At 64.8% G+C, this 22,591-nt stretch carries 17 protein-coding genes; 10 read left to right on the forward strand and 7 right to left on the reverse strand.

All coding sequences use genetic code 11. The annotated features are described in order from the left end of the window. Positions 1 to 123 precede the first annotated feature (123 nt). The 4 genes from hpnE to BRAD285_RS21040 all read right to left on the reverse strand — a co-directional run bounded on the left by hpnE (position 124) and on the right by BRAD285_RS21040 (position 3,532). Positions 124 to 1,365: a hydroxysqualene dehydroxylase HpnE gene (hpnE, locus tag BRAD285_RS21025; protein ID WP_006613858.1), complete on the reverse strand. Its 1,242-nt coding sequence runs from the start codon at positions 1,363 to 1,365 to the stop codon at positions 124 to 126. After that, the gene (gene hpnD / locus BRAD285_RS21030; RefSeq protein WP_006613857.1) at positions 1,365 to 2,204 is read right to left on the reverse strand and encodes a presqualene diphosphate synthase HpnD; all 840 of its coding nucleotides are present in this window, start codon (positions 2,202 to 2,204) and stop codon (positions 1,365 to 1,367) included. Before hpnD ends, hpnE begins: the two co-directional genes overlap by 1 nt. Next, complete coding sequence (gene hpnC, locus BRAD285_RS21035) at positions 2,201 to 3,076, reverse strand: squalene synthase HpnC (protein WP_006613856.1); 876 nt, start codon at positions 3,074 to 3,076, stop codon at positions 2,201 to 2,203. The genes hpnD and hpnC overlap by 4 nt, the downstream gene beginning before the upstream one ends. Positions 3,077 to 3,298: 222 nt before the next feature. Further along, complete coding sequence (locus tag BRAD285_RS21040; RefSeq protein ID WP_006613855.1) at positions 3,299 to 3,532, reverse strand: hypothetical protein; 234 nt, start codon at positions 3,530 to 3,532, stop codon at positions 3,299 to 3,301. 462 nt (positions 3,533 to 3,994) lie between these two features. On the opposite strand from BRAD285_RS21040, the gene BRAD285_RS21045 reads away from it, so the two are divergent. After that, on the forward strand, positions 3,995 to 4,489 hold the full coding sequence (locus tag BRAD285_RS21045; protein WP_006613854.1) for a hypothetical protein: 495 nt from the start codon (positions 3,995 to 3,997) through the stop codon (positions 4,487 to 4,489). A 106-nt stretch (positions 4,490 to 4,595) separates the two neighbouring features. On the opposite strand, the gene BRAD285_RS21050 is transcribed toward BRAD285_RS21045, so the two are convergent. The 3 genes from BRAD285_RS21050 to BRAD285_RS21060 all read right to left on the reverse strand — a co-directional run bounded on the left by BRAD285_RS21050 (position 4,596) and on the right by BRAD285_RS21060 (position 11,037). Then, on the reverse strand, positions 4,596 to 6,353 hold the full coding sequence (locus tag BRAD285_RS21050) for a tetratricopeptide repeat protein (RefSeq protein WP_244422313.1): 1,758 nt from the start codon (positions 6,351 to 6,353) through the stop codon (positions 4,596 to 4,598). A 365-nt stretch (positions 6,354 to 6,718) separates the two neighbouring features. Further along, complete coding sequence (locus tag BRAD285_RS21055) at positions 6,719 to 9,076, reverse strand: RND family transporter (RefSeq protein ID WP_006613851.1); 2,358 nt, start codon at positions 9,074 to 9,076, stop codon at positions 6,719 to 6,721. A 374-nt stretch (positions 9,077 to 9,450) separates the two neighbouring features. Further along, entirely contained in the window at positions 9,451 to 11,037 is a 1,587-nt protein-coding gene (locus BRAD285_RS21060; protein WP_006613850.1) for a B12-binding domain-containing radical SAM protein, read from the reverse strand. Between the two features lie 558 nt (positions 11,038 to 11,595). Here BRAD285_RS21060 and BRAD285_RS21065 point away from each other — a divergent pair. From BRAD285_RS21065 to BRAD285_RS21105, 9 genes are all read left to right on the forward strand, one after another. Continuing rightward, positions 11,596 to 13,332, forward strand: a complete 1,737-nt coding sequence (locus tag BRAD285_RS21065; protein ID WP_006613849.1) for a methyl-accepting chemotaxis protein — start codon at positions 11,596 to 11,598, stop codon at positions 13,330 to 13,332. A 109-nt stretch (positions 13,333 to 13,441) separates the two neighbouring features. Further along, entirely contained in the window at positions 13,442 to 14,062 is a 621-nt protein-coding gene (gene folE, locus BRAD285_RS21070) for a GTP cyclohydrolase I FolE (RefSeq protein WP_006613848.1), read from the forward strand. A gap of 207 nt (positions 14,063 to 14,269) precedes the next feature. Next, positions 14,270 to 14,815, forward strand: coding sequence for a sigma-70 family RNA polymerase sigma factor (locus BRAD285_RS21075; protein WP_006613847.1), 546 nt, complete (start codon positions 14,270 to 14,272; stop codon positions 14,813 to 14,815). Further along, entirely contained in the window at positions 14,812 to 15,462 is a 651-nt protein-coding gene (locus BRAD285_RS21080; protein WP_006613846.1) for a ChrR family anti-sigma-E factor, read from the forward strand. Before BRAD285_RS21075 ends, BRAD285_RS21080 begins: the two co-directional genes overlap by 4 nt. A gap of 159 nt (positions 15,463 to 15,621) precedes the next feature. After that, positions 15,622 to 16,221, forward strand: coding sequence for an RNA polymerase sigma factor (locus BRAD285_RS21085; protein ID WP_006613845.1), 600 nt, complete (start codon positions 15,622 to 15,624; stop codon positions 16,219 to 16,221). An 8-nt stretch (positions 16,222 to 16,229) separates the two neighbouring features. Next, positions 16,230 to 17,762 carry a cryptochrome/photolyase family protein gene (locus BRAD285_RS21090; protein WP_006613844.1) on the forward strand — a complete coding sequence of 511 codons (1,533 nt, stop codon included), beginning with the start codon at positions 16,230 to 16,232 and terminating at the stop codon, positions 17,760 to 17,762. 110 nt (positions 17,763 to 17,872) lie between these two features. Continuing rightward, positions 17,873 to 19,156: a sodium:proton antiporter NhaD gene (gene nhaD / locus BRAD285_RS21095; RefSeq protein ID WP_006613843.1), complete on the forward strand. Its 1,284-nt coding sequence runs from the start codon at positions 17,873 to 17,875 to the stop codon at positions 19,154 to 19,156. A 9-nt stretch (positions 19,157 to 19,165) separates the two neighbouring features. Then, entirely contained in the window at positions 19,166 to 21,205 is a 2,040-nt protein-coding gene (locus BRAD285_RS21100) for a sorbosone dehydrogenase family protein (RefSeq protein ID WP_006613842.1), read from the forward strand. Positions 21,206 to 21,512: 307 nt separating this feature from the next. Further along, entirely contained in the window at positions 21,513 to 22,418 is a 906-nt protein-coding gene (locus tag BRAD285_RS21105) for an SMP-30/gluconolactonase/LRE family protein (RefSeq protein ID WP_006613841.1), read from the forward strand. Positions 22,419 to 22,591 lie beyond the last annotated feature (173 nt).

The following is a 22,591-nucleotide window of genomic DNA, read 5'->3' on the forward strand; positions in this document are numbered from 1 at the left end:
ACCGCCGCGGCGTATGAGTCCCGGCGCGGAGGCCGGGACGACACCGATGATGGGGCGCCCTGCTCGGCAGATCCGAAGGTAGGAGCGGGATCGACGACCCGCAGCCGGGTCGGGCGGTCATCCCTACCCTAGCAACAGATCCGCAGCCCGATCACCCGATCGGACCGAGCCCTCGATCGTGGCCGGCAGGCCGGTATCGGTCCAGTCGCCGGCCAGGGCGAGATTGCCGAAGGCGGTCTTCACACCCGGACGCAGCGCGTTCTGCTCCGGCGTCGCCTCGAAGGTGGCGCGGCGCTCGCGGACGATCTGCCAGGGCGGCAGCTCGGCCGAGATGCCGGCCGCCTTGCAGACGTCCGCCCAGATCGCGCTGGCGAGCTCCTCGCGGGGCATGTCGACCAGCCGGTCGCCATTGCTGATCGTCACCGACAGCCGCTGCGGGAAGGCAAACAGCCATTCTATGAGGCCGCCGACGACGCCGAGCAAGGCCGGCGAATCCTTCGGCGGCGTGATGCGGAAATGAGCATTGACGATGGCGCGGTACTTGGTCGGCCCGGTCAACCCGGGCAAGAGCCCCATCGCCGGCCGCGGCGGCACCGCCAGCACGACGACATCGGACGGCCCGAGCGCGACTGTCTCGTCACCGAACTTCAGGCCGGTCACGCGACCGCCCGCACTCTCGAGTCCGCGAAGCTCGCGGCCGATTCGCACGCTGCCACCCCTGCCTTCCAGGAACTTCACGGCCGGATCGATCAGGACGCCCGACAGGCCGTCGCGCGCGATCAACGGGCGGCAGGCTTGCCCGCCAGCCAGCAAGGTCTCGCGCACGATGGCGCCGGCGAGCCCTGCCGAGCCTTCCGGCGGATCGCAGTTCAGCGCCGCCAACAGCAGCGGCTGGACCAGGCGGTCATACAGCGTCCCCTTGCAAGGGATAGTGCTGCCGATGGTCTTGGAGGTGCCGGCCCAGATCAGCGGCGACAGCGCCAGATAGTCGCCGAGCTTGGTGTCGGGCACGCGGCGGCTTTCGTCGAACACCCACAGCGGCAGCCGGCCGCTGCCGAGATCGAGCAGCCAGCGCTGCCCGGTCTTGACGTCGACGAAGGCGAACTGCGCCTGCTTCGGCCCGACCAGCCCCGCTTCCGAGCCGATCGTGCGGGCATAATCCAGCACGTGATGGTTGGCCGACAGCAACAGATGGTTGCCGTTGTCGATTACGAGATCGGTCGCAGCATCATAATAGGAGCGGCAACGGCCGCCGAGCTGCTGCGTGGCCTCGTGGACATGGACGGTGTAGCCCGCATTGGCGAGCCGCACGCCGGCGGAGAAGCCGGAGATCCCGGCGCCGATGATGTGAGCGGTCTTGGTCATCAGATGAAAGCGTAGCGGAGGATGATGCCGATCTTGGTGAGCTTGCTCACGCGGACGGGCTCGCGCGGCAGCGCGAAGCCGCGGTCCATCAGGAGATCGAACACGGCGCGATAGTATTTCGACATGATGCGCGGCGCGCGCACCGCGCGGCGGCGATTGCGCCGCATGATCTCGTCGGCCTTCTCGAAGTGCGTCTTCGCCCGGACGGCGACGGAGTTGCAGACCTTCGGCAGCGCGCGCTCCTGCATCACCTTGGCCGGGTCGTCACCGGTGATGCCGGCGAACAGTAGCGCCTCGCGGGGAAGATAGAGCCGGCCGATGCCGGCATCCTCGTCGATGTCGCGCAGGATGTTGGTGAGCTGGAGCGCGCGGCCGAGATGATGGGCCAACAGGATGCCGTCCTCCTCGGGCATGCCGAAGATGCGCACCGACAGACGGCCGACAGCGCTCGCGACGCGGTCGCAATACAGGTCGAGCGTCGCCAGATCCGGCGCGCGGATCTCCTGCGGCACGTCCATCTCCATGCCGTCGATGATGGCGAGGAAATCCTCGCGCTTCAGCCCGAACGTCTTCACCGAATTGACGTAGTCACGCAGCCGCGGCGGCGGGTTGCCCCGGTACAGCGCGTCGATGTCGTCACGCCATTTCTGCAGCGCCGCCAGCCGCTCGGGGCGCGGGCCGTCGGAATCGGCGATGTCGTCGACCTCGCGGCAGAAGCTGTAGACCTGGAACATCGCGTCGCGCTGCGCACGCGGCAGGATGCGCATGGCGGCATAGAACGAGCTGCCGGAGGCCGCCGTGCCATGATCGATATTGTCTGCGGTTGCTTCGAGGGTCATGCGCCCGCCGATTTGGTCTGGGGGTGGCGACCGGCGACGCGGCGGCCGATCTCGCCCACCACCGACGTGAAGGTGAGGCCGAGCATGCCAGCCGGCGAAAGGTGCACGCGCTCGCTGAGCGGATCCCGCACCTGGAGCAGCGCGACGATACGGTCGGCAAACGCCTGAATGACCGCGATCTCCAGCCCGAAGCGGAAATCCTTGACGCCGCTGTTGAGGTCCCTGCCCTCCTCGAGCAGCGCCGCGTTGCGCACGGCGAGCTTCTGCAAACAGCTCAGCAGCTGAGGGGATGACTTGGCCTCGCCGAGCATCTCGACGGTCGCGCCGGCCTCCGCCAGCGCGTCGCGCGGCAGATACACGCGGTTGATCGCCTTGTAGTCCTTGCCGCAATCCTGCAGGTGGTTGTTGATCTGCAGGCCGGCGCAGATCGCATCCGAGGCCGGCCAGGTGGCGGTGGATTCACCGTGCACGTCGAGCATGAAGCGGCCGACCGGCATCGCCGAATAACGGCAGTAGTGGATGACCTCGTCCCAGTTCTCGTAGCGCAGCTTGGTCACATCCATGCGGAACGCGACCAGCAGATCGAGCGCATGGCGGGGCGGCATGCCGCGCTCGGCCAGCGCTCGGCGCAGACTGACGGCGACATCCTGGGTCTCGCCCGTTCCCGTCAGCTCGGCCTCGAGCAGATCGAGCAGCCGCAGCTTCTCATCGCCCGGCAGGCTGGGGTGATCGGCGATGTCATCGGCGGTGCGCACGAAATTGTAGAACGCGAGAATCAACGCCCGGTGCTCCGGACGGATGATCCAGGAGGCAACCGGAAAGTTCTCGTCCCGGTGTGTCTTGCCGGATCGCAAATCGCTCGCGGTGGTCATGGACGAAACAGCTATCAGGTTGAAGGGGCTTACGGAAAACAGTGCCCGCCGCTTCGCTTATGCGAACGGATTGCTGGCCCCCCATATAGGGCAAGATCCGGCCAAAACCAATGCAATCGATGCCGGGCCGCCCATACGGCGCGGCCGCCGTCCACCCCTGACGGGCGGGCCGACGGCCGTTAACCAAGATGGATCGGAAGCGCGCTCCCGATCGGCAACCGCTTACTGGTTGTGGTTCTTGAGCACCTTGTCGCAATCGGGGCTGATCTTGGGGCGGTTCTCCTTGAGACACGCCAGGATGGTGAAGTCGCCCTGATCGATCACGGAACGGCAGAACTTCTGAACGTCGCGGGTGCAGGCCGCCTGCTCCTCGGCGGTGCCACGCGCGCCTTGCGCGAAGGCGCCGGTGGAAACGGTCAGCGACAGCAGGGAAAGTGCCAGGCAAATCTTACGCATCGTGTTCCTTCATTTTGACAGCAGAGGCCACCTCCCGGGATCGCCGATGCGGACCGGGAAACACCTGTTTGGTTCGGCAAGGACCGCAAGCCCCCCAGCGCCGGAGCTACGCTGCCAAATGCGGCCAAATTCGCGCCCTATGTTGCCGAGCGATCAAGCTCGGCGATCACAGCTTTGGCACAAACAAGGCGTTGATACTAGGGCATTATTCTGACGCCACGTTTTTCGCATTTGGCTGTTGCAAGCATGCCGCGCGGACCGTTAGATGCAGCGCCGTCGGAGCTTTGAGAGCGAGCTCTGCAGCCGTTTTTCGCGCGGGCGCGGTCACGGCAGGCACGTGATGCCGTCTTGCAAAGCGCCGGACCGGTCGTCATTTGAACCTAACGTTCGGCGAGAACACCAAGTGTTCGAAGCGGCGACACACGCCGGCACAACGGTGTCATTTTGGATGGGAAACTCGATATGAAACTGTTCGGCTCACCTCTCTCGGGACGCCTCGTCAAGGCCGCCGGTCTCGGCGTCGCGCTCATTGTCTCGGCGTCGGCCGTTCATGCGCAGTCGGGCCCGTTCGCCGGCTTCGACGGCTCGTGGTCCGGCAACGGCACGGTCGCGCTGTCCGACGGCACCACCGAGCGCATCCGCTGCAAGGCCAGCTACAAGGTGGCCGGCGCCAATCTCAAGCAGAGCCTGCAATGCGCCAGCGACAGCTACAAATTCCTGCTGACCAGCGACGTCACCAGCCAGGGTGACCGCATCTCCGGCAATTGGAGCGAATCGAGCCGCAACGTGAACGGCGAGCTGCAGGGCACCGCCGGCAACGGCCAGATCGACGTGTTCGTCCAGGCCGCCGGCTTCGCCGCCAGCATCAACCTCCGGACCAACGGCAACAAGCAGGTCGTGCAGATCTCCTCCAAGGGCGAGATCCGCGGCGTCAACATCACGATGTCGAAGACCTGATCGGCTCGATCGGCCTCTGAATATGCAAACGGCCCTGACGATGTCAGGGCCGTTTTGTTTTGGGCGGCTGGGCTGTTGAATCCGGGCGCCGTTTGAAGTCCCACTGTCATTGAGCGGAATTACCGGCAAACAACGGCCTCCGGGCGATCACCTCGTGAAGAGTTGTTCTGACCTGCTCGACGACTTCCGCCCAGTCGCGTCTCTCGCGCTGCCGAAAAAGGCGCATCGTCGGGTACCAGGGGCTGTCGTCACGGTCGAGCAGCCAGCGATAATCCGGCGTGTACGACAGAAGCGTCCAGGTGGGACGACCAAGCGCGCCGGAGAGATGGGCGACACTGGTATCGACCGTAATCACGAGATCGAGGCAAGAGATCAGTGCGGCGGTGTCCGCGAAATCGGTGAGATGGCCTGTCAGGTCCAAGATCCGACTCACCTCTTGCAGCGCAGCCTTGTCTTCCGGCTTGGGCTCTTTCTGCAGGCTGATGAACGTCGCCTCGTCGCTGAGCAAGCGGGACAGCGTGGTCAACGGGATGGAGCGATTGTGGTCGTCCAGATGATTTGGATTTCCTGACCAGACCAGACCGACACGCAGCTTTTCATGCGGACCGAGACGCTCCTCCCAGAACTGGACCCGTTTCGGATCGGGCGCAGGCAAATAGGAGACGGGTGCAGGAATCGTCTCCAGCGATGTTCGACATGCGAAAGGAAGGCTCATGATCGGGCAATGGACATCGATCGCCGTTAGCTCGGCCGCCTCCGAAACCGAAATACACTGCGAAACCCCTGGCATATTCAACAAGAGAGGAAGCAACGACTTCTGGACCGCGAGAATGACGCGCGCGCCGAGCGCTGCGACCATGGGCACATAGCGGGCAAACTGAATCGTATCGCCCAGTCCTTCGTCGGCTGCGATGACGATGGCCTTGCCTGTTATGTCGCCCTGCCCCTGCCACATCGGCTGCCGGAACCGGGGATAGGCACTCGGCAATTTCCAACGAGCCTCTCGCCCCGCCCAGCCCGCGTCGAAATGCCCCAGCAAGAGGTTCAGATGCGCCGTTCCCAAATCGGCCAAAGCATCGTTTGGATCGACGTCTTTCAGCCGCCTGTAAATGTCGAAAGCCTCGTCGAATCGACGAAGCTTGGTCAGAACGGCAGCCTTGTCGTGCAGCGCATTCCTGGAGTGAGGTTGAAGAGCGAGCGCTCGCTCGAACCATTCCAAAGCTTCTTCATCCCGGCGCATCGTGCGCAAGACAATGCCGGTCTTGACGCAGATATCGGAGTTACCAGGCTCGATCGCGTGAGCTCGCTGACAGATCGAAAGAGCCTCATCGAAGCGCTTCAGGGCGTTCAGAAGCGCACCACGCATCAAGAGAGTTGGCACATGATTGGGCCGCAAAGCGTCGCTCAGATCGAGATAGGCGAGCGCTTCGTCGAGTCGCCCCAACCGTTGGAGTGTGATGCCGCACTGGTTTGCAGCATCCCAATTCTGCGGATTCAGCTCCAGCACGCGTTGAAAGCTCGATACGGCGTCGGCCAGCTGCTGCAGACCAATCAGGGCATTGGCCCTCAGCATCCATAGATCGGGGCTTTCAAGACCGAGCGTCCGTGCCTTATCGAAGACCTTGATCACCTCATCAGAGCGTCCCTGGACCTGCAGCACCGTACCAAGGGTCAGGAGGTATTGCGGCTGAACATCCTGCTGAATCGCGCGGGATACCCACTGGAGCGCGGCATCATGGTGCCCAGCCTGCAGCGCAAGGATACTCAGCAGGTTGAGTGTCGGCGCATGCCCTGCATCGATCGCAAGCGCCAAATGGCAACAGCCTTCGGCGTCCGCATGGCGCCCATTCGCGATCTCGCGCAAAGCCGTCTCGTATAGGATTGCAGCGCCATCGGGTTGAACAGGCTTGGGCTTCGCAGTCGTATGCGACGCTCGACGCTCACGGTGGCTCATTGTTGCAAGTTACTCCAGCGGCCCTGCTGGAGTAGGTGATTCTCACTGTGGTTGAAAGTCGAATTCTATCTCAAATTGCAATCCCGCACTCAATAGTTGCAATTCAAGCATCAACTGTCGCGATAACCTACATCTTCGGGCGGCCGTCGTGCTCGCTGCTACCGAGGCCATTTAAGGCTCCGGCACGCCTTTCGGTTCGTGGCCGCCCCGAAGTCAAAAGGCTTAGACGGGTCGGGCGATGACAGTTGGGGGTGGGGCTTGGACAAGCCCCTTTCTCACACCGGCTTGCGCTTCAGCTTCTGCGACAGGTTGATCAGGAACATCGCGGTCGGCCGGAGGATGAAGAGGTCGGCAAACAGCGCTGCCACCATCGAGAACGCGCTGAGCCAGCCGAACAGCCGCAGCGACGGCAGGTCTGAGAACACGGTGACAACGAGGCCGCAGGCCAGCACCACCGTGGTGAGGATCAGGGCCGGCCCGACCAGCACGGTCGCGCGCTCCACGGCCACCGCGGCGCTGACGCCGGGCGCGCTCTCCATGCGCAGCCGGTTCAGGAAGTGAATGGTCGCCGACAGGCCGAGGCCGAACGAGACGGTCAGCGCCACCACGCTGGCGAATTGCAGCCCCTCCCCCATCGCCCACAGCAAGGTGCCGGACATCACCACCGGGAAGATGCCCGGCAGGATGCAGGCCAGCATCACCACCCAGGAGCGGAAGGCGAGGCCAATGAACATCGCCACCAGGGCGAATTCGATGGTCAGGCCGTGGTTCAGCTTCTGGATCATGCTGGCCGAGTTGCGCGCGGCGATGGCCGCAAGACCGGTCACCGCGACCTCGTAGCCGGGGTGCTTCTTCCTGACCGCATCGAGCTCGCGATCGAGCTTGTCGACCACAGGCAGCAGCTGGCTGGAGTCGAGATCGGGCACGCGGCCCGCGACGACAACGGCGTCCTGCTCCTTGTCGATGAAGCGGCGCACCAGGTGCTCGGGGATCAGGTTGACGTATTCCTGCAAGGTCGCGGTATCCGACGACTGCGCCTTCTCGGCCAGCCACCGCCTGAGCGTTTCGACCGACCAGACATTGCCGACGCCGGCGGTCTTCTCGACGGTCGCATGGACGTCGGCGATGGTCTGCAGGGTCTCCGGCGCGTAGAGCGAGGCCCCCTTGGGGAACTGAATGAGCACGTTGACCGGATTGGCGCCGGTCAGCTTGGCATCGAGCCGGTTGCTCGCCGCCACCGCCTGCTGCTTGTCCGGCACCTGGTCGGCCAGACGGTAGCGCGGCTCGAGGCTGGCATAGACCACCGCGAGGCTGCCGACGAAGATCACCGCGATCAGGCTGAACAGGCCGGGCCGGCCGACCATGCGCACTGCGATCCAGTAGCAGAAATTGCGCAGCGCCTGCACGCCGGCATCGGCGCCCTGGAATTTGACCGCGAACGTCTTCTCATTGCGCACCAGCAGCACGCCGAACACCGGCACCAGCGACAGCACCGCGATCAGGGCGATGACGGTCGCAGCGAGGCCCGCCTCGCCGAACTTGCGGATCAGGTCGCTGTCGGAGAACTGCAGGGCAATGAAGGAAATGCCTGCGGTGGCGTGGGTCAGCACGCAGGCGGGACCGACGACCAGCACGGCGTTCTTGAACGCCGTCACCTTGTCCTGCCCTGCGATCAGGCGGTCGCGCGCGGCGAAGGTCAGCTGCATCGAGTCGGAGAAGCTGATGACCATGATGAGCGGCGTCATCACGTTCAGGAACATGTTGAGATTGAAGTTCGCCCAGCCGAGCGCACCGAGCGCGAGCAGGATCGCGATCAACGGCGGAAACGCCGCCGCGATCATGAAGGACACCTTGCGGAAGAAGATGATGGCGATGATGCAGCCGGCGAGAATGCCGAGAACGTTGTAGGTCAGCCCGTCACGCGCGACCGCATTGCGGATCTCGAGCTGCATGACCGGGACGCCGGAGAGCTGCACGTTCAGGCCGGTATCACCGAGGTCGTCGGTCATCAGCTTGCGGATGTCGCCCACGACCTTGCCGAGATCGTTGGAGGCGACCACCTTCGGCTCGAGCGACAGCACGATCAGCGCGAGCGTCCCGTCCTCGGACAGCAGCTTGCCGCGGATGATCTCGTTGGACTTCACCGTCTCGATGAACTTGTCATAGGCCTCGCCCTCCGGAAGCTCGGAGGGAAACAGCGCCGCCGGCAGCTTGCCGGGCGCCGGCGCCTGGCGGGCCGAGAACAGCGACACCAGGCCGCGGGTCCCCTCCACCAGCTGCAGGTCGGTAACGAAGTCGCGGAGCTTCTCGAGGTTCTGGCGTGCCAGCAGCGTCTTGCCCTCGACCACGACCAGGACGTCAAATTCCTCAGCCGGGAACTTCTTGGTGACCTCCTCGTACTGGTGGAATTCCTTGCTGTCGGAGCGAAACAGCTGGCTCAGCGAATCGTCGATCTGGATGCGCTTGATGCCGAACACGGCGGCAACGATCAGCAGCAACAGGACGATGCAGGACAGGACCGGCACCTTGACCGCCAGGAGGCCGACGCGCTCCAGTCCGAAGGCGATGCTGTCGGCCGGCCGCTGCTCGACCTTCTCGACATGGACTTCGTTGTCGTGCCTGACTTCAAGCATACGGGGGGTCCAGTGATTACGGCGCGGCCCCATTCGGGGGGCCTTGAGCGCATAGGGCAGAAATAAGGCCGCTCAGCGAAGCTGACATGACCGCATTGTGGCCCACAGCCGAAGCTAATCCTTGAAAACACGCAGAAATTTGTCGGGGCCGGGTCTAGCAGGGTTCACGCCCCGGCCGCAACCGTGCGAGCCACACAACACGGAGAGCCTGCACCGGATGCGATCACGCCACGATTCTATCCGGCTTGAAAAGAGTTCGAGCGGCGGCGTGAGGCGACCCGACTCCTGACGAACTCAAGCATCCCCGGGGATGGCCATCAGGGGATGGGCATCAGAGGAGCTGCCCGACCACGAGACCAATCCGAGTGAGGCCTTTAGCCTGCCGGAAGGGCGGCCTCCCGCAGGCGAATCGAGTAGTTCGACGCGTTCTGATGCCCCCGAGATGCAGCGCGCGCGAACATGATCAGGTGATGCGCGATCAGGGCAACCGCGATGAAGTTCTCGATCTCGCCGCGCCTGAGCTGGCTCCAGGCGAAGCGCCAGAACGGCCGCTTGTAGTCGCCGAGCACGCCGACCTTCCAGAAGATCTTCCCCATCATCACGAGGCCGCGCCTGATGTTCGGCCAGCTCTTCATCTCGTCGCTGACGGGCATCTTGATGCGGTTGGAATAGGTGTTGTCGCATTGATGCTTGAAGCGCGCGAACAGCCGCTCGGGCTCGTAGGCCACCTCCATGCAGCGCCGCCAGGCGGTGACCACCTCGTCATAGGGCATCAGGAACTTGACGTTGGAATCGCGGCTGTCGTCGAGCACCAGCCTGCCCTCCCGCTCCAGACGATCCCAGAGCGGCGTCTTCGGCAGCGCCTGCAGCAGATTGATCGTCAGCAGCGGAATCCGGCTCTCTTCGACGAACTGCAGCAGCGCGTCCGCGGTCTGCGGCGTGTCGGTGTCCAGCCCCATGATGATGCCGGAGACCACCTCCATGCCGTAGCTGTTGATGGTCCTGATCCCCTCCAGGATCGGTACCATCATGTTGTGATCCTTTTGCATCGCCGTCAGCGCGTCCGGATCCGGCGTCTCGATGCCGCAGAAAATGGTGATGAAATAGGCCTCGCGCATCTTCTCCAAGATCTCGGGCCGCTTGGCGATGTTGAGCGTGGCCTCGCAGGCCAGCCGCATCACATAGCCGGTGCGCTTCTGCCACTCGATCAGATGCGGCAGCAGGTCCATCGCCGCCTTGCGGTTGCCGATGAAATTGTCGTCGACGAAATAGACCGACCCGGTGACGCCGCATTCCCTGAGCTTGTCGAGCTCGGCGATGATCTGCTGCGGCGTCTTGATCCGCGGGTTGCGGCCATACAGGCCGGGGATGTCGCAGAACTCGCACTGATACGGACAGCCGCTGGAATACTGGATACTGCCGAGGAAGTATTTCTTGACCTCGGCGAGCTCATAGGCCGGGACCGGGAAGTCGGTCATCGCCACGCGCTCGCTCGTGCGCAGCACGACCTGCTCGGCCGGCCGGGACGGATCACGCGCCAGCCGCCTGATCAGCTCATCGGTCGCATCGCCGAGCTCACCGACATGCAGATAGTCGAAGCTCGGATAATCGCCGGGACAGGCGCTGACCGACGGCCCGCCGAGCGCGACCGGAAGATCGAACGCGTGCGCGCGCTGGCAGATGTCGTTCATCTGCTGCCGCTGGATGTGCATGCCGCTGACGAACACGGCTTCAGCCCAGGAAAAATCCTCCGCCTGCGCCGGGCGGATGTTCTCGTCGATGAACCGCACCTGCCACGAGCTTGGAAGATAAGCCGCGATCAGCAACAGGCCCTGTGGCGGCATGAACGCCTGGATGCCGTCCGTGAGCGGATAGGCATGCTCGAAGGTTCCGAACGACGACGTGTAGCGCGGAAACACACAGAGAATGCGACGCACTGTTTCGATGCCTTCGAATCTCATCGACTGCCCTCGCGACAACCCGCTATCTGGTTACCTTACGTCTGAAGATGAAGCTTCGCCACCCCTTCCGGAAAAGTTGAGCCGCCGCCCGATGCGGCGTGTCGGCGCGGCTTGGCAACTGCATCTTGTGAGCAGCCAGACAGCCCGACTCGCTCCAACGCGGCGGGCCCCGAGCCGAAGTTCCGCCCCGTCCTGCTTGCTTGCCGACTCCGGTTTGAGCGCCGGTGCTTCATCGTTGCTGATGATGCGATGCGGTCTCGGGCATGGGCAGAGCGCGAGCCAGGCCTCTGATGCGAGTCCTGAAAGCTACCAGTTGCAATGCATTTGCAGGGCAACAGGCTGCCTACGGCCCGCTTTTTCGGTCCGTAGTCCAACGGATGTCACGGTGTCTCAGCAGCACCCCGAGACTGTACTAATCGATTGAAAAACAAGACGAAGTACGCAGGGGTTGCATCATACTCATAGTCCCCACTTAACGCTTTCTCCATGAAGGTTTTGCATAACTATTAACGAACAAGCGTTCCTGCGTCGTAGTCCAACTCTGCGGTATCCCACCTCATGACCTCCCGCCCGACGTCAACGAAGACGGCCACCCGCCATTCCATCGCAGTCAAGCTCTACGCGATCTTCGCGTTGTTCGCGCTGTTGACCGCAGCGATCACCTGGTTGTCGGACTACAATTCGCGACGCTCGGCCGAACTCACCAAGGCGATCGAGACGGCGAATCTCGCAGCCCTCAACGTGCAGCTGGTCAATGGCCTCGTCTACGCCGTCGTCATGGAATCGCGCGGCGTCTACATGTCGACCGATCCGGCCGTCGTCAAAAGATACGGCGAGGGCCTGCTCAAATTCAACGCCGAGATCCTCAAGGTCGTCGACAGATGGCAGTCCATCGTGCAGGCGGACGACGCGCAGCAATTCGCGACCTTCAAGAAGCGCATCGAGCAGTTCGTGGACTTCCGCAAGGAGCTGGTGCGCCGCGCCAATGAGATCAGCCCCGCCGCCGGGCGCGAATGGGGCGACAACGATGCCAACCGCTCGGTCCGCTCCGCCCTGAACAAGGACCTCGACGAGCTCTCCAAGGTCTATCTGGAGCGCGGCCGCAAAATCGGCGAGGACACCGAGATCAACCGCAAGCTCTCGCTGGTGCTCACTTTGCTCGGTGGCGTGATGCTGCTGCTCGTCGTAGCCGGCGTCGTCATCATCGCCCGCTCGATCGCGCGTCCGCTGTCGCAGATCACCGAGACCATTCGCCAGGTCGCCACCGGCGCCGAGAACGTCGCGGTGCCGCATGCCGGCCGTGCCGACGAGGTCGGCGAGCTCGCCCGCGCCATCGGCGTGTTCCAGCAGGCGATGGCGCACAACCGCGACCTCAACAATCAGGTGTCGCAGGATTCGGAAATCCGCGAGGCCCGCGCCCGCCATATCGAATCCGCCGTCGAAGAGTTTCGCACGGCGATCGGCAGCGTGATGCGGACCGTCACCGAGAACGCGGCGGCGATGCGCAACACCGCTGAGACGATCACGCGCCTGACCTCGGATGCCAACGAGCGGGCCGTCACGGCGGCCGGCGCGACCTCACAGGCTTCGACCAACGTCTCCGCGGTCGCGAGCGCCGCTGAGGAACTGTCGACGTCGGTCGAGGAGATCGGCCGCCAGATCCAGCAATCCGCCGGCGCCGTCGCGCAGACCGGCCAGCGCACCGAGAAGTCGATCACCGAGATCGAGGGCCTCGCCGCCGCTACCCAGCGCATCGACGGCGTGCTGACCCTGATCCAGACCATTGCCGAGCAGACCAACCTGCTGGCGCTGAACGCCACCATCGAGGCCGCACGTGCCGGCGATGCCGGCCGCGGCTTCGCGGTCGTCGCCCATGAGGTCAAGGCGCTGGCCGGGCAGACCGCCAAGGCCACCGAGGAGATCAGCCAGAATGTCGGCCTGATCCAGGCCTCGACCAAGACCGCGGTCGACGCCGTCCGCGAGATCGGCGATGCGGTGCGCGGCATCAATGAGATCACCTCGAACATCTCCAACGCCATCCAGCAGCAGGATCAGGCCACCCGCGAGATCTCGGCCAATGCGCAGTCGACCGCGCATGGCAACCAGACGCTGGTCATGAACATCGGCTCGCTGCGCGACGCCATCGGCGAGACCTCGACGGCCGCTGCCTCCGTGCTGTCCGCCTCGGGCGACCTCAGCTCGACGGCGCAGACGCTGGCCCACGAGGTGGAAAAGTTCTTCCAGAACCTGCGCTCCGGCCCGTCAACCGAGACGCGGCTGCGCAAGGCGAGCTAAGGGCAATCCTCAGCTGATGACCAACGCCGGCGCGGCGGACATACAAATGTCCGCCGGACGGTGATCCACCGCGCCCGGGGTTCCGTTTCCCTGCTTTCGGAGAGCCCCCGTGCGCAACACAGCTAAGAAACTCCCCTTCGTTTGCGATCCCGTCACCGTCACCCAGGATGACGTCGAGGATGCCATCCGCACCATCCTGACCTGGATCGGTGAGGATCCGTCGCGCGAGGGCCTGTCCGAGACGCCGGCCCGCGTCGCCCGCGCCTACAAGAGCTACTTCGCCGGCTACGACCAGAACCCGGAAGACTACCTCCGCAAGACCTTCGAGGAGACCGCCGGCTACGACGAGATGGTGCTGCTGCGGAACATCCCGTTCCAGAGCCATTGCGAGCACCACATGGCGCCGATCATCGGCCGCGCCTGGGTCGGCTACGTGCCGCGGAGCCGTGTCGTCGGCATCTCCAAGCTCGCCCGCGTGGTCGAGGCTTATGCGGCCCGGCTGCAGATCCAGGAGCGGATGACGGCGGAGATCGCCAACATCATCGACGAGGTGCTGCAGCCCGAAGGCGTAGCGGTCGTGATCAAGGCTGCCCACCACTGCATCAGCTCGCGCGGGGTCAAGAAGCACGGCGTCGACCTCACCACCAGCCGGATGCTCGGCTGCTTTCGCACCGACCCGATGAGTCGGCAGGAGTTCCTGGCGATGGTGAATTCCGACCTCAAGGATTGAGGCCATCGGAAAAATCTGCGCCTCCCTGTGATCCAGCCCGACACCCCGTGCGTTCCCCGGTATCAAGCATGCGTGCCGGGGACCATGACCACGCGAATGAGAGCGGCTAGATTAACGCCCTGGAACGTGGCATCGTCCCGGCATAGGTTTGCACGGGCCTCGGGCGCGCGTGCCAGGGCAAATACGAGCAGAGAGCCGAAGGCAACTGTGGACTGGGCGGAATTGATCGGACGTGTCGCCGCGCGCGGCGACCGTGAGGCGTTCAAGGCCCTGTTCGAGCATTTCGCGCCCCGCATCAAAGGCTTCCTGATCAAGACCGGCTGCAATGCCGACGAGGCCGAGGAGATCGCCCAGTCGACCATGGTGGCGGTCTGGACCAAGGCGGCCCAATTCGACCCAACGACGGCGGGCGCGGCGGCCTGGATCTTCACGATCGCCCGCAATCAGCGCATCGATGCCGCGCGCAAGGCAATCCGCGAGGGTCGGCTGAGCAAGGAGATCGTCCTCGACGAGGAGGCTGACCCGACGCTCGCTGCCGACCAGATCGTGTCGCGTGTCGAAGATGCCACACGCGTCGCGGCTGCGATCGAAAGATTGTCGGTGGAGCAATCCACCGTGATCCGCTTGTCGTTCATCGAGGAACGACCGCATTCGGAAATCGCGGCAGTGCTCGGACTGCCGCTTGGTACGGTAAAATCACGCATCAGACTGGCGATGAATCGCCTGCGAGACCTGTTGGACGACGCGATATGACGATCAGCCATCACCCGCCGGAAGACCTGTTGGCCGACTTCGCCACCGGTGCGCTCGACGAGGCCGAGCGGCTCGTTGTCGGCGTCCACGTTGCCGAGTGCAGCCGTTGCCGGCGCTTCGTTCGCGCCATCGAGCAGTTGGCCGGCGCCGCGCTCGACAAGGTCGAGCCCGTCGCCATGGCCACGAACGCGTTCGATGCCGTAATGGCGAGGATCGATCGCGGCCCCCGGTCCGTTCCGCAGGTCAGCGAGATCGCCGAGATCGATCCGGAGCTAGCCGACCTGCCGGAGATGGTCAAACGCTATAAGATCGGTAAGCGCCGCCGGGTGGCGCCGGGCATCAGCATGCGGCCCATCCAGCTCTCCCGTACCGGCAAGTCGCGCGCCTTCCTGCTGCGCTCCGAGCCGGGCGCGCGGATGCTGGAGCATACTCATTCCGGCAACGAGCTGACCTGCGTGCTGAAGGGCAGCTTCAGCCATCTCGGCGGCTATTACGGCCCCGGCGATTTCGACTATGGCGACGACGAGGTCGATCATCGTCCCGTAGTCGGCGACGAAGGGCCGTGCCTGTGCCTCGTGGCCATGACCGGCGACCTGCGTATGCACGGCCTGCTCGGCCGCATCATCAGTCCGTTCGTCCGGCTCTGACCCCCTCGCTCATCGCCGCGAGCACCATGACGTCATTCAGACGGACGCACCCGTCTGGATGATCAGCCAGTTGCGCTCCCAAGCTGACGTCTGCACGTTAGCGGTGATCCGCATCACCCCCTGCCCCGTTTCAATCGAGGAAGCGGATGGAGGTGAAGGATGCGATCAGCAAGCGCGGACCAGAAGAGCTACGTCGCACATCTCAGCGGCCTTCTGGCTCGGGCCGGACGGAACGACGAACAGGCTTTTGCCGAGCTCCATGCCGCAACCCTCGTAAAGATGCGCAAGACCGTGCGTGCCCTGCTGCCCTCCTCGGCCGACCTCGATGATATCCTGCAGGACGGCTATGTGAAGATCTGGCGTCATGCGGCGAGCTTCGATCCGGCGCGGGCCTCGCCGATTACGTGGATGTGCACGATCATGCGCAACACCGCGATCGACAGCCTGCGGGCGACCGGCATGCCGACGTCGGAGCTCGACGAGGCGCTCACGGTCGCCGATCCTTCCGCGACGGAGACCGATGACGAGTTCGACTACGCGCAGGCTGAGCCGATCGCCCGCGAGGCGCTCAAGCGCCTGCCGGAGGAGCGCAGGCGTCTGCTCGCGCTCGCTTATCTGGAGGGCGAAAGCCGGACGCGGCTGTCGGAGCGGTTTGGCGTGCCGGTCGGCACGATCAAGACCTGGCTGCATCGCAGCCTGGTCACGGTGCGCAAGGACTGCCTCGGCCGGGCCTCCACACTCACAGCAGCGGCGGCCTGATCTGCTGCATGGCCAGAGCGCATCCTATCAAGATCAGGCATCTCGTCGTCGTGCTGGGTGACCAGCTCGACGCTGACTCGGCTGCGTTCGACGGCTTCGATCCGGAGCAGGACGTCGTGCTCCAGATGGAGGTCACCGACGAGGCGACCTACGTCCCGCAGCACAAGATGCGCATCGCCTTCTTCTTCGCGGCGATGCGCCACTTCCACGCCGATCTCCAATCCCGCGGCCGCAACGTGCACTACGTGCAGCTCGACGATCCCGCCAACACCGGCGCGCTCGACAGCGAGATCGCACGTCACCAGGCTCTGTTGCAGCCCGAGGCCACGATCGTGCTGGAGCCCGGCGATTTTCGCGTGCGCGAGAGCTTGCGCAAGCTGCCGCAGCGGCCGGACATCCGGCGCGATCGCCACTTCCTGTGCACGGCCGACGAGTTCGACGCCTTCACCGAGCGCCATCCGCGCCCGATCATGGAAACTTTCTACCGCGCGATGCGGCGCAAGACCGGTCTCCTGCTCGACGAGAGCGGCAAGCCCATCGGCGGCAGCTGGAATTTCGATGCCGAGAACCGCAAGGGCTTTGGCAAATCGCGCCCGCCGATCCCTGTCCCCCGCTCCTACACGCCCGATGCGATCACGCAGGACGTCATCAAGCTCGTTGCCAATCGCTTCTCCAACAGCCCCGGCAAGCTCGAGCGCTTCGACCTGCCGGTCTCGCGCGTCGACGCGCTGACCGAGCTGTCGGATTTCGTGGCCTGGCGCCTCTCGTTGTTCGGCACCTATCAGGACGCGATGCTGACCGACGAGCCGTTTCTGTATCACTCGCGGTTGTCGGGCGCGCTGAACCTGCACATGCTCAACCCGCGCGAGGTGGTCGACGCCGCGCTCGCCAACCGCAACGCGCCGCTCAACGCGCTCGAAGGCTTCGTGCGTCAGATCATCGGCTGGCGCGAATTCGTGCGCGGCATCTATTGGCAGCGCATGCCTCACTACGCCGACGAGAACGCGCTCGACGCCAATCTGCCGATGCCGCGCTTCTACTGGACCGGCGAGACCGAGATGCGCTGCCTGTCGCAGGCGATCGGGCACACCATCGACCACGCCTATGCGCATCACATCGAGCGGCTGATGGTGCTCGGCCTGTTCGCGATGCTGCTCGGCGTCAAGCCGCACGACGTGCATCTCTGGCACATGTCGATGTTCCACGACGCGATCGACTGGGTGTCGCTGCCCAACACGCTCGGCATGAGCCAGCATGGCGACGGCGGCGTGGTCGGCACCAAGCCCTACGCGGCCTCGGGCCACTACATCGACCGCATGAGCGACCATTGCCGCCACTGCCGCTACGACCCGAAGCAGGCGACCGGCGACAAGGCCTGCCCGTTCACGACGCTGTATTGGAGCTTCCTCGCCAAGCACCGCCGCCGCTTCGCCAACAATGGCCGGATGCGCAACCAATACGTCAATCTAGAACGCCGCAGCGCAGCCGAGATCCGCGCCATCCGCAGCCACGCCGATACCATCACCGCGGCGATGGTCTAAAGTCCTCCCCGCCTGAACGGCGCTCACGGCTTGCTGGCGGGCGGACGATGGGTCATATCTTGGGCAGTTCCTTCCTCGCCCGCCGATCTTAAGCCCGGAATGCCCCGCCCATGACCGCCGCCATCGTCGCCGTGTTCGCGCTCGCCTATGCCGTGGTCGCGCTGGAGCATCCCTTCCGGATCAATAAGGCGGCCACCGCCCTGGTCGGCGCCGGGCTGATGTGGACGATCTACGCGGTGGTGGGCGCGACACCCGCCGCGGTGGCGAGCGAGCTCAACGAGTCCGTGGCCTCGACGGCCCAGATCATCTTCTTCCTGATCGGCGCCATGACCATCGTCGAGGTGATCGATGCGCATAACGGCTTCGAGGTCGTGACCTCGCTGATCGGCACCCGCAACCAGGTGACGCTGGTCTGGCTGGTCGGCTTCGTCACCTTCTTCCTCAGCGCCATGCTCGACAATCTTACGACAGCGATCGTGATGGTGTCGCTGATGAAGAAGCTGTCCGGCCGCGACGAGGACCGGCTGGTGTTTGCCGCCATCATCGTCATCGCGGCGAACGCCGGCGGCGCGTGGTCGGCGATCGGCGACGTCACCACGACGATGCTGTGGATCGGCGGTCAGATCACGCCGCTCGCGATCATGAAATCGGTGTTCATCGCCTCGCTGCTGAACCTGCTGGTGCCGCTCGCAGTCGTGAGCTTCAGCCTGCGCGGCAAGCAGCTGGTGCCCCCGGCCAGCGCGGGCCTCGCCTCGATCAGCCCGATCCTGCCGTTCGAGCGCAACCTGATGTTCTTCATGGGCCTCGGCATTCTCGTCGCCGTGCCGCTGTTCAAGGCGGTGACGCATCTGCCGCCGTTCATGGGCATCCTGTTCGGCCTCGGCCTGCTCTGGATGGTCGGCGAGATCATCCATCGCGAGAAGGCGTCCGAGCAGAAGCAGCGCCTGACGCTCGTCCATGCGCTGACCCGCATCGACATGCCCTCGATCGTGTTCTTCATCGGCATCCTCTTGGCGGTCGCGGCCCTCGAGCACACCCACATCCTTCAGGCGCTCGCGCAATGGCTCGACCGCACGGTCGGCCGGCTCGACCTGATCGTGATCGTGCTCGGCCTCGCCAGCGCCGTGATCGACAACGTGCCGCTGGTCGCCGCCTCCATGGGAATGTACAGCCTGAGCCAATATCCTCCGGACAGTTTTTTGTGGGAGTTCGTCGCCTACTGCGCCGGCACCGGCGGCTCGATCCTGATCATCGGCTCGGCGGCGGGCGTCGCCGCGATGGGGCTCGAGAACATCCACTTCTTCTGGTACGTCCGCCGCATCAGCGGCATCGCGCTGCTCGGCTATTTCGCCGGCGCCGCGGCCTACATCATCCAATACAATCTGCTGCACTGAGGAGAGCGGATGAGCCGGTCGTGGCGCATCCTCGCAATGATCGCGACCGTGCTGCTCGGCGCAGCCGCCGGCCATGCCGACGATGCGACGATCAAGAGCGGCTATGCGCTTGACCAAGCCAGTTGCGGCGAAGGTCCCCTCGCCTTCCCGCGATTGCAGATCGACATGAAGGCCGGCTTCTGCGCCGGACTCGTTGCCAGCCGCGACGATGGCCTGAGATTTCCCCGCAGCATCGTGCAGATCCCCGGCAAGCCGCTGTTCGTGGTCGCCGACATGGGCGGCTGGGGCCATGACGACGGGCGGCTGCTGATCCTCGATCCCACGGCGCCAGCCGGACAACGAATTCGCGAAGCGATCACCCGGCTGTCCTATCCGTTCGGTCTCGCCGTCGGGCCTGCGGGCAAGATCTACGCATCGACCGACACATCGATCTTCCGCATCGACCCGCTGGCAGCGAATCCGAAGTCGACGATCGAGACCATCATCCGCGACCTGCCTGGACGCAGGCTCACGCTGCCGGACGGCACACGCATCACCGAGAGCGCGCATCCGCTGAAGGCCATCGCCTTCGACCGCACCGGCCGGCTGTTCGTGAATGTCGGCTCGCACAGCGACAACTGCCTGTCCTCGGCGCCGGATCGTTGCGCGGCAGCCGAAGGCGCCTCGCCGCTCGCGGCGATCTGGCTGTTCACGCCTCCGGCCGGCGGCGTGTTTCCGGCTCTGGCCTCCGGCGACTCCGATCCGCCGCATCAGGTGTTCGCGCGCGGCCTGCGCAACTCGATGGCGCTCGCGCTGCATCCGCGCTTTCCCGATTCCGGGATGGCCTTCCTGCAGGGCGAGAACGCGCGCGATCTGCAGGACGTCTTCGCGCCCAATGAGGAAATCAACGCGATCGAGCAAGGCCGCCACTATGGCTGGCCCTATTGCTACGATCTCGCCACGCCGAGCCCCGAGTTCAAGCGCGCGCTGCAGTCGGGCGGCCTCAAGGACTTCTGCAAGACGACCGCGCTCTACAAGCAGCCCTGGTCGCTGCTGCCGCCGCATGGCGCACCGCTCGGCATGCTCTACTACACCGGCGAGCGGTTCGACGATCTCAAGGGCAAGCTGCTGGTCGGCCTGCATGGCTATCGTCCCACGGGCAGCCGCCTGGTCGCCTATGAGGTCGATGAGCGCGGCTTCCCGAAGGTGAGCCCGCCGCCGGTGCGCTATCACGTCAGCTGCGCCGCCGAACCGACCCGCGCCTTCCAGACATCGGCAGGCCCCGCGCCCGCGGCCGCCTTCGACGAGATCATCTCCGGCTGGCATCGCGTCAACGGCATCCGCCCGCAAGGCGCGCCGGTCGGCATGACCATCGCCGACGACGGCGCGATCTGGCTGGTCGAGGACAAGAACCAGACCGTGATCCGCATCGATCGCACCAGCGAGGCCGCGCCGGAGCCGCTGCCCTGCGACACCAGGAGTAATCAGCTGATCGACCAGCTCGTTGCCTTCGTGATGGATGATGCCGCGAGCCATCAGCGACTGGCGACCGTGCGAAAGAACCTGGTCGAGAAACATTGCAGCGGTTGCCATTCGGAGTTCGGCCTGAGGCCGGGACAATCCGAGCGCGACAAGGACAGCGCCGTGCTGCGCTTCATGCTGGCGCAGGACGGCTGGATCACTCCGGGCGATCCCGAATCCGGCCGCCTCCGCCAGCGGCTGCGCGGCCTCGGCGCCGAACGGCAGATGCCGCCCGGTGGCAACCTCATCAAGACGGAACCAGGCTACGCCAAACTGCTTGGTGTCGCCGACGACCTCGTTGCACGCATGGTTCCGGGCACACGGATGCGCGTGAAGGCCGGCGGCCCGCCGCATCGCAAGTTCTTCGCTCGGGACGGTCGCGACTGCGGCGACATCCCGTTCGGCAAGGTCGTGGTCGTGACGGAAAAGTCTGCCGTCAATAAGCCCGGCTTCAGCCGTTTATTCCGGCCCGCCGACACCTACCTCAACGGCACCTGCACGGACGACAATGGCTATTACATCCAACAACAATTCCTGGTGCCGCTCTGACAGCAAGCTGCATCCGCTCCCGCCGCGGCCCATCCTTCGAGACGCCCGCCTCCGGCGAGCTCCTCAGGATGAGGGTGGCATGCGCGGTGACACTCGTGCCCCTCATGGTGAGGAGCGCCGCGCGCGGCGCGTCTCGAACCATGAGGCCACAGATCGTAGGGTGGGCAAAGCGATCGCCGCAGGCGATGCGTGCCCACCGGCCGCGGGCACCGGTGCTCGTGATGATGGGCACGGCGCGCACGAGACCGCATTCGGACGCCGGCATTGTCACACCGCGCCTTTGCCCACCCTCCGCATCTCAGGCTTGGTGACGGCCGTCCTCCTCACCCTCACAACCGTCCCTGCCCTCGCTGCATCAAAACTATTCGAAAGCACCCAACTCACCCCCTCAGGCGAATACACCTTCGGCATCGAAGGCCCCGCCGTCGACCGCGACGGCAACCTCTTCGTCGTCAATCTCGGCAAGCCCGGCACGATCGGCAAGCTCGCCCCGGAAGCCACGGCATCCGAAAAATTCACCGAGTTGCCCGCCAGCAGCATCGGCAATGCGATCCGCATCGACGCAGCCGGCACGATGTTCATCGCCGATTACAAGAAGCACAACATCTTCGCCATCGCGCCCGGCAGCACCGAGCCGCAACTCGTCTTCCACGCCGACGAGATGAGCCAGCCCAACGACATCACGCTGACGCGCGACGGCACGATCTATGCGAGCGATCCGGCCTTCAAGGCCCGCAGCGGCCGCATCTGGCGGATCGGGAAGGGCCCCGACGGCACGATGCAAGGCGCTGCAATGACCGCGCCCCGCGCCATGGGCACCACCAACGGCATCGACCTCAGCCCCGACGGCCGCACGCTCTATGTCGGCGAATCCAACAGCGGCGAGATCTGGTCCTACGCGATCGGGGGCGAGACCCTCACCCAGCCCAAATTGATCGCGAAGTTCGAGCCGAACACGATCGACGGCCTACGCACCGATGCCAGCGGGCGGCTGTTCGTCGCCCACATCCTGAAGGGCAGCATCGCCGTACTCACGCCCGATGGGCGTATCCTCCGCGAGGTCGCCTTGAAAGCCAAGGAGCCCACCAACCTCGCCTTCGGCGGCAGCGATGGCAAGACGGTGTACGTGACGCAACGCCAAGGCGGCTTCATCGAGTCGTTTCGGACTGACGTCGAAGGCCGCGAGCATTGCCTGCAGCGTCGTGCGTGTTGACGCTCGCCGCACACTCGCTGTCGTCCCGGACAAGCTGCGCCAACGCAACAGCGTTGGTGCGGCGCCGATCCCGGACCCATACTCCGCGGCGGGAGTGATGAGCAAGTTGGTGCTATCTGCGTGCCGCCCAACAAACAGTTGGGGTTATGGGTCCCGGCTTTCGCCGGGACGAC

Origin of the sequence: Bradyrhizobium sp. ORS 285 (assembly GCF_900176205.1) — a bacterium.
Classification (GTDB): Bacteria; Pseudomonadota; Alphaproteobacteria; order Rhizobiales; family Xanthobacteraceae; genus Bradyrhizobium.